The organism is Paenarthrobacter sp. CM16 (assembly GCF_013179505.1).
GTDB lineage: Bacteria > Actinomycetota > Actinomycetes > Actinomycetales > Micrococcaceae > Arthrobacter.
In genome coordinates this window covers 1-5,603 of record NZ_JABMCX010000298.1, presented here as the reverse complement: position 1 = coordinate 5,603, position 5,603 = coordinate 1, and the positions used below count along the sequence as shown (strand labels likewise).

Genomic DNA, 5,603 nt, shown 5'->3' with positions numbered 1-5,603 from the left:
GCGGCGACGGACACCCGCAGGTTTAGTCCGTCTTCAGGTCTTGACCGGGGATTTTCTGCGGTGCAATTCCGAATCAGTCGCACTATCGTCGCGTGCCAGGGACTTCGTCGTCCAACAGCATCGAGGGCTTCCTGGAAGGCGTTGTCGGTTCTGCCTGATCTGATTCGCCCTTCGATCTCGGCCCGGGCTCCTTTCCCATAGATAGTCCGCCCCGTTAAGGCATATGCCATCATCGCCCCCCACCCGTATACGTCTGAGGCGGTTGTGGCTGCATCTCCGCGCACGACTTCTGGTGATATGTAGCTCAGGGTGCCGAGCCCAAAGGTGTGTGTCGAGCGCATCACTGACTCGCGGCCGATGCCGAGGTCGATTGTTCGAGCCCCTGCAGTCGACATGATTGTGTTCTCGGGCTTGATATCCCGGTGGATCACACCTCGTTCGTGCATCTCGTACAGGGCACTCGCCGTCTCGGACATGAGCTGACTGATTTTGGATGGGTCCGTTATTGGGCCGAGACTTTGAACAGTTCGTTCGAGTGTCAGTCCGTCAATGTACTCCATGACCAGGTAAGGGTCATGGGCCTCAAGGTTGAAATCATAAAGCCTTGGAGAAAAAACGGAGTCTTGGAGTTTTTGAAGTAGCTCAACTTCCCTGATGAAGAGCCGCTTATGATTCGGATCCGGACTGTATCGGAGCATTTTGATGGCTACCGGTCGGTTGCCGAGGTCTCTGGCGAAGTAGACGTCGGCAAAGCCGCCGCTGGATAAACGCCGGATGCCAGAGTATCCGGTTGGCATTGTGGCCAGCTCGATCCCGATGACCGGTTCCGCGTCAGAAGGGCCCTGTCCCGAGTATTGAGCCGTCAGCGGGATTTCGTTTGTCGAAGCCAGGTTGGGGAGGACCGCTTGGGTAGCTGTCGACGTGGTTTCGGCAGTGGGACCTGCGGAGTCTTGGTTGACTTCATTTTGTAGGACCAGTGATGTGAGCTGGCCTCTCTTTGTTGCTCTGCTTCTCGCGAGGATTATCAGGCAGCCGGTCCCTAGGGCCACTGCGAAACACAGGAGGACCCAGTATGGGACACCGCCAAGGAATGATGGCGACACTAGCCACTCCAGAACGTCAGGGCCTGTCCAAGTCATTGTGCCCCCACTCCTTGTTGGCGTGCGTTCAATTGAATCTTCCCATGCGCTACCCGCGATGGGGCAAGGGTGCAATCGCCTTTTTCAAGACGAGGCCTAAAATGCTCCCGTATACTCCGAGTGGAACGGTTGCGGCTGAGATTGGGCCGAAAACAAGGGTCGGGGACGTAGATGAAGGAAATGTTGCTAGTCGCCGTAACTGCATTTCTAGTGAGCTGGGCAGTCCTGGAAAGGACTTCCAGGGTGGTCGGCAAGCCAAGAGGTGAACTCTTCGAGGATCTGTTTCGGCCGGACCTGGATAGACTGCCTATGACTTCGGCTGCAGTGAATCGGAAATATACTGCGCTAATGAGGGCGTCCGGTGTTGTCGGACCTTCTGGCCTGAAGCAGCCGCGAAAGCACATAGTGGTCCTAACACCCAGCGAGGACTATGGCTTCATCAAGTCCTTCGGGATCGTCGCATATGAGCGGCAGCTACTGGACTATCTGCGAAGATATGCCGCTGAAGAAGGCTGGAGTCGTTCGGATGTCGCATCGGTACATTTCACTCTTGATTGCAATCGAAAAAGACTAAGGCCAAGCCTTGCCGTCGCTGGAGTCGATGAACAACGAACATCAGTGCTTACCCCACACTCGCCGGCGGAGCCTCGCGGAGCAGGGCTTCCGGGAGAAGTGACTCTCACTGCGACAGAGGCAGCCGGGCCTTTCCAGGCGGCCAGTTTGGAGTACGAAGGTGCCCTTACCCCTCTGCCAATGGATATTGGCGAAGTTACGATCGGCAGAGGAGAAGACAACTTTGTGGTCATTGGTCATAAAAACTTCTCAACGAGGCATCTCATTCTGTGGCCACACGATGGTCATTGGTTTGCAAAGACGGCAGGCGGCAAGAATGCCACTTACCTCAATGGTCAGCGGCTGACTGGCCCGGCTCGACTGAACGATGGGGACGTGCTGCTCGTCGGGGCGAGCAATCCCGTAACGTTTCGAAGTCAATCCTTCTAGTACCAGCCATCGACAAAGTCCTGTCGGCGGTCTAGGAAGTGGGCGGCGGCCAGTGCAGCCAAAGTGCGATCAGTCCCAAGGCGAGGAGCGATCACAGCAAACGGAGCCTTAGCGCTTGGTGCCGAGTAGGCTCAGGGGCCGTATGTAGGCGGGCCTGGCTGTAGTAGCGTGGCCCAGTTCTCGGCTAGCTTCGTTCGTTGTCGTTCCTGCGCGGTAATTGACATCCTCGAATTGACGCGTAAACCGACGCCCGACTCATTTGTCTAGGAGCCCTGGGCCGACCACTGCTCCAAGAGGTCCCTGGATAGTCGATGTGATGTTGAGTGTGAGAAGCTCCAACGATCTTGTCGCTTGAACCCGGTCTTTTTGGCCAGTTTGCTCAGTTCCCAAGCGGACGGAATATGCGTCCGATAGCCGTCTAGGGTAATCCCTCCTGTGGCAGCATTACCGGTAATACAGAGATCCCCGAACTCGGCCCGACCGATATTGCGTAGAAAGTAAGTGATTTGCTCTACTGGCCGGTATCTCCTCCTTACATGATGGCTAACGAAGAGTAGGCCTTCGTCACGGAGGACGCGTCTGACTTCTCGGAGAGCGGCCAACCTTCGTTCTCGTGGGAGGATGGCCTCGATGACGTGGAATGACAGCACAGCGACGTCGGCGTACGCATCCTCCCAGGGGAGATTGCACGCGTCTGCCACGACGACATCTGCCTCTGGATGCCTCATCTTAAAAAGGGAAGTCTGGCCGCTAGCTATGTCGCTGCCGCTGTAGTTCGCACCAGCTTCAAGAATAGGTTCGTAGAGCCTCCCGGCGCCGCATCCTATGTCGACAACTCGGCAGCCAGGTGTCTTACGAACCCTATCTAGCATGGCAGTTTCTCCAGCAAAAATGGGGAGTTCAGCTAGCCAATCAGCTGTTTCCTTCTTGTTGTAGAAGTCCAGATTCGCGTCACTCATGCGTTAATCGCTACAACGATTTGGAATAGTGTTGAAGGCGCATTCGGTCGTATATTTCAAAAATCGCAGCATGCGTGGCCTTTGTTCCTTGAGTGTCAGTTTGGTATCGAGGAGGTGAATTACTGATTATTGACTTGACGACGTCGTCTAGGAACTCTGCATGGCCGGGGCCGTAGTCGTCTGGGAACTCAGATAATCTCGCTATCTCCGATTCAACGTTGTTCGAAACCAGCGACCAAGAGGGGCTTTCCGAGCCTACAACAACTAACACCGTGTCGGTCAAATCGATGCGAACAAGTTGGCGGTTTTCGATGGCAGAATTTGTTGTGGCGGTCAGCTGCAGGTGACCTCCGTTGTCGGTTTGAAAGGAAACGGAAAGATGGTCCTCGACTCCGAGTCGGCGAGTGTCGATTCCGAGGGAATCCGTGAGCCTAATCTCAGTTCCTGTCAGAAACAGAGCCAAATCTAAGGCGTGTATTGCTTGATTGATGCCTACCCCACCGCCGCACTGTGTCGGAGATCCCTTCCAGGACTGGTAATAAGAGCGGTCGCGTCGGAGATTTTGAAGGCAATATATCTGACGGATATTTCTACGCTCTGCAGTCAAGATTTCCTTGCACTGTTTCATGGCCTCGTTGCATCGCTGAGTGAAGCCGCAAAAGACTCGGCGGCCCTTCAGCGTTGCCATCTGGGTGACACGATACCAATCCTGCTCGGAGAGGACTAAGGGCTTGTCGCTAGCAACGTGTGCGCCCGCCCTCAGCGCTCGGATGATTTGTGAAGCATGCTGGTCATGCGGGGTGGCTAAAAGGACGAGGTCGGGTTTCAACCCAGCCCAGTCGTCTCGCCCATTCATGGCTATGGCATCATGGCGGGCAGCCAGGTTGGCTGCTGTTTGTCCTTCCTTAGAAACGACAGCAATGATTTGAATGCCTGGCATGGCTTCTGCCGCATTCGAGAACAACCGTCCGGCCTTCCCTGCGCCTATGAGCACTGCTTTAAGCAGCACTCTTTGCTCATTTATTCCGGCAGGGAGCATTTGAACGCCAATCCTTGCGCAACATCACTGCCGTGAAGCTGTTCGACGGTGACTACTCCAACGAAGCCCTGAGCTTTGAGAAGTAATCTCAGATCAATTTCACTGAAGGCTCTGAGATGTTCATCGTGATGACCTATGTCGCTGTGTCCCCAAGCTCCGTCGCCATGTGGTACGGATCCGACAAGTATTCCACCCGGCTTAAGGACTCGGATGATTTCACTTAACACCCTAATGGGGTCGAGTACGTGTTCGAGGAGCTCGGCGCAGATGGCGACGTCAAATGTTTTATTCCCGAAAGGGAGTTCTTCAGCGAAGCCTTGTACGGCGTCGACACCTCGTAATCTTGCAATCGAGACTAGTTCGTGGGAAAGGTCAATTCCGCAAACGGCACAGTTTTTTTTGAGGAGGGCCGTTCCGAACGCCCCACTGTTGCATCCAACATCAATTACCGTCGAACCATCCGGTATCCATCCGACGATGATTTCCAGCCGTTCCAGATCGGGGCTGTCTGGGTCGAAGTGTCCTTGAGCGGCCATGTCCGTGTAAGCAGAGTAGAACTCGGCCATCTCCGCCAAGGATGTAGGCAGCTTGGCAGACTTGGCTTCGACGGGCGTCCCGAGGGGCTCGACGACGCCGTCCAGCCCGCAGACTGACAAAACATTTACCTCATCCACAGCGTCTTGGCCAGGACGCTGTCGGATCCAGGCGAGTAGAGCAAGTAGGGAGGTTTGATCTACGCGCCAGTATCCCTTAAAATCAATGACCTCAAGGTCGAAGCAGTCACCGTCAACACTGATTGACGCCTTTATGAAACGATGTCGAGTCAGAACACTCTTCTTCTTGTAGTACACCCCTAGCGGCAGCACTGCAATCTCACTTGCAGTGAGATAGTTATGGTCAATGGAGGCGTCGGGACCCGCGCTAAGGAACTCTGAGGCTGCTATGCTTCCCACTAGCGCTCCTCCAATGCATCCGCAATTATGGCGGTGACCGTGTCCGACTGCTTAGATGTGATTGTCAACGGGGGCTTGATCTTGAGCACGTTTGGGTTAAATCCGCCTAGGCCCAGCAGCAATCCTCGACGCAGTGCCCGTTGTCGGATCGAGGGAGCCGTCAGGGATGGGGACTTCGGGTGTGCCGGCCTAAATTCCACGCCTATATGGAGTCCTACCTGTCTTATGTCGACAATGTCCGGGTAGTCAACCTGAAGTCTCGCAATCGCAGTTTTGATTTGGCGCCCCCGATTGTTGGCGTTTGCCAGGAGGGCGTCCCTCTGTACGATTTCGACCAATTTACTCCCTACGCTGTGGGCAAGCGCCGAAGTCGCGAAGGTGTGTAAGTCGTAGGTTCCTGTAACAGGAAATGGCCGTAGATCAGACCTCAGAAGTACAGCGCCGGCAGCGAAACCTCCACATAATCCCTTTCCCAGGACTATGAAATGTGGCCGTAGATCTTCTGGCCAAG

Annotated in this window: 6 protein-coding genes; 1 reads left to right on the top strand and 5 read right to left on the bottom strand. The window is 54.9% G+C overall.

Going from position 1 to position 5,603, the window contains the following annotated elements:
* Positions 1-1,139 (bottom strand): serine/threonine-protein kinase (locus HP499_RS20040; protein WP_172325899.1); only part of this gene is annotated, 1,139 nt, incomplete at its 3' end.
* A 348-nt stretch (positions 1,140-1,487) separates the two neighbouring features.
* Here HP499_RS20040 and HP499_RS24910 point away from each other — a divergent pair.
* Complete coding sequence (locus tag HP499_RS24910; RefSeq protein ID WP_216660193.1) at positions 1,488-2,141, top strand: FHA domain-containing protein; 654 nt, start codon at positions 1,488-1,490, stop codon at positions 2,139-2,141.
* 263 nt (positions 2,142-2,404) lie between these two features.
* Here the strand turns inward: HP499_RS24910 and HP499_RS20030 are convergent, their stop codons facing one another.
* From HP499_RS20030 to HP499_RS25585, 4 genes are all read right to left on the bottom strand, one after another.
* Positions 2,405-3,100: a class I SAM-dependent methyltransferase gene (locus tag HP499_RS20030; RefSeq protein WP_172325897.1), complete on the bottom strand. Its 696-nt coding sequence runs from the start codon at positions 3,098-3,100 to the stop codon at positions 2,405-2,407.
* A gap of 10 nt (positions 3,101-3,110) precedes the next feature.
* Positions 3,111-4,109, bottom strand: coding sequence for a Gfo/Idh/MocA family protein (locus HP499_RS20025; RefSeq protein WP_172325896.1), 999 nt, complete (start codon positions 4,107-4,109; stop codon positions 3,111-3,113).
* Between the two features lie 11 nt (positions 4,110-4,120).
* Positions 4,121-5,092, bottom strand: coding sequence for a bifunctional 2-polyprenyl-6-hydroxyphenol methylase/3-demethylubiquinol 3-O-methyltransferase UbiG (locus tag HP499_RS25515; RefSeq protein WP_172325895.1), 972 nt, complete (start codon positions 5,090-5,092; stop codon positions 4,121-4,123).
* Positions 5,092-5,603, bottom strand: a 512-nt coding sequence (locus HP499_RS25585; protein ID WP_172325894.1) for an aminotransferase class III-fold pyridoxal phosphate-dependent enzyme, incomplete at its 5' end; no start/stop codon positions are given. The genes HP499_RS25515 and HP499_RS25585, both read right to left, overlap by 1 nt.